This window comes from Pseudomonas graminis, from assembly GCF_001705435.1.
GTDB lineage: Bacteria > Pseudomonadota > Gammaproteobacteria > Pseudomonadales > Pseudomonadaceae > Aquipseudomonas > Aquipseudomonas graminis_B.
The window spans coordinates 1-255 of sequence record NZ_MDEN01000010.1 but is presented as its reverse complement, the minus strand read 5'-3'; the positions used below and the strand labels follow the sequence as shown (position 1 = coordinate 255).

Below are 255 nucleotides of genomic sequence, written 5' to 3'. Positions count from 1 at the left end.
GCCATTCGCCCTGACCATCCGCCCGAGCAGTTGTATAGCCTGGGACTCCACCATGGCCAGGCCGAGAGGATCGGGCTGCCTGAGCTCGATGGCGATCCGCTGCAGCGCCAGCTCCACGATGCTGTCTCGAAACCCTATCGCGGGCGGCAGGTCTGCCAGACAATGGCGCACCGTTTCGCCAAACGTCTCCTCGGCGAACTGTCGTTCGACCGATACGAGAAGGTAGGACGCGGTCGCGTCGCCCTCGTCCCACCC

General features: G+C 65.1%; 1 protein-coding gene. It reads right to left on the bottom strand.

What is annotated here, in order from left to right; translation table 11 throughout:
• A partial coding sequence (locus tag BBI10_RS27460; protein WP_208600717.1) for a hypothetical protein occupies positions 1 to 255 on the bottom strand: 255 nt, incomplete at both ends.